The sequence below is a fragment of the Helicobacter sp. MIT 14-3879 genome, from assembly GCF_003364125.1.
This window is the reverse complement of sequence record NZ_NXLP01000152.1, coordinates 1-1,349: the sequence shown is the minus strand read 5'-3', so window position 1 is coordinate 1,349 and position 1,349 is coordinate 1. Positions and strand designations below refer to the sequence as shown.

General features: G+C 35.4%; 1 protein-coding gene. It reads right to left on the bottom strand.

Annotation, left to right across the window (positions count from 1 at the left end):
- Positions 1-100: 100 nt before the first annotated feature.
- Positions 101-1,036, bottom strand: coding sequence for a hypothetical protein (locus tag CQA44_RS12070; protein ID WP_115547429.1), 936 nt, complete (start codon positions 1,034-1,036; stop codon positions 101-103).
- Between the last annotated feature and the right edge of the window lie 313 nt (positions 1,037-1,349).

Here is a 1,349-nt window from a genome sequence, read left to right as displayed (position 1 = left end):
TATTAAGATAGAACACGATTCTGTCTTAGATTCTCAAATTCATTCATTTATTTTAAAGTGTGTGCATACTTGAATCAAGAAAAACCAATAGCTTCAGTGATTAAAAATTCACACTCACACCACTTTGTATGACAATATAATTTCTATCATCGAGTGTTCTATAGATTTGTCCTTGTGCAAAAATATCCCATTGCTTATACAAGTTAATTCCTACAAATCCGCTCCATTTTTGTGTCCAACCTCTTTGATTGACAATATCAAGACAGTAATCATAACTTCCTATTAATCTCAGATACTCAAAACGTACCACCATGCCCGCGCGCATATCAATAAATGCGTTATGTTGGCTTACATAGTCATATCCTAAGAGCGGCATAACAAAAATACTTATATTTCCTATATAGCTTCCTAAGCCTGCTCCAATGGATATATTGGGCTTTAAACGTGTGTGGGTATTTTCTCCTAATGGATTCTCAAAGCTCACATTGATGTATTTTGACAGGCCGTGTGTGCGATAAAAATCCACAATTGAGGATAAATGTATCAATTCAAGCTTGCGGACAAAAACATGATTGTTCGTGAGATTCCAACCCATATCAATACTTAAAAAACGAGATTCTATAAGCCCACGAGATTCTATAAGCCCACGATAAGCATTATTGACATTTTTTATATCTGAATAAATCGGTGCAAAATACACATTTAACAAGGAATCTCTTCCGCTATTGACATATCCTATCATGGCTTTATTGCTAATGTTTCCCCAAAACCACCCACTCATTTTATTCTTACCTGCAATTACGAATGGTGTTGTCTCATAGCAGGGATTATCCTCTGTAAAACCTTCGGTAGCTCCTTTCTTGCGGGATATTTTCACGTGACTAGGTAAATTCACCTTTTTTCCATTGACATCTGCTACGACAGATTCCCCCGTACTTGTGCTAATAGCCACTTTTTGACTAGTTTGATTAGAGATAGTCCCACAGCCTACTAACATCATTGCCGTAATTACTCCAAACACCAACATTTTACACATTGCTGTTCCTTCTTTTAGGTTGTATAAATTGAGATTTTAGCTTTTTTTTTGTTTTTGTCCAAATTCTACATAGAAAAGAGAATTTCATAGTGTTTTTGCTTAAAAATGTTACAAAATATCACAGGTTATATTGAGACATAATAACAAGCAATCTAAGTTTATGTGTATTAGGGGATAGAACACATCACAAACATGACCTCACTTAGCAGGACGAGAACATGCACAATATGACCCAGCACATAATGACAAAGACCAATATATTGCTCAAAGAATTCGCAAGGCATTTACTTGGGATATGCGCATAGGCTTTGAA

Bases quoted from the DNA above. Each gene is read 5' to 3' on its own strand.
- CQA44_RS12070 (WP_115547429.1), bottom strand. From the start codon at position 1,036: ATGTGTAAAATGTTGGTGTTTGGAGTAATTACGGCAATGATGTTAGTA.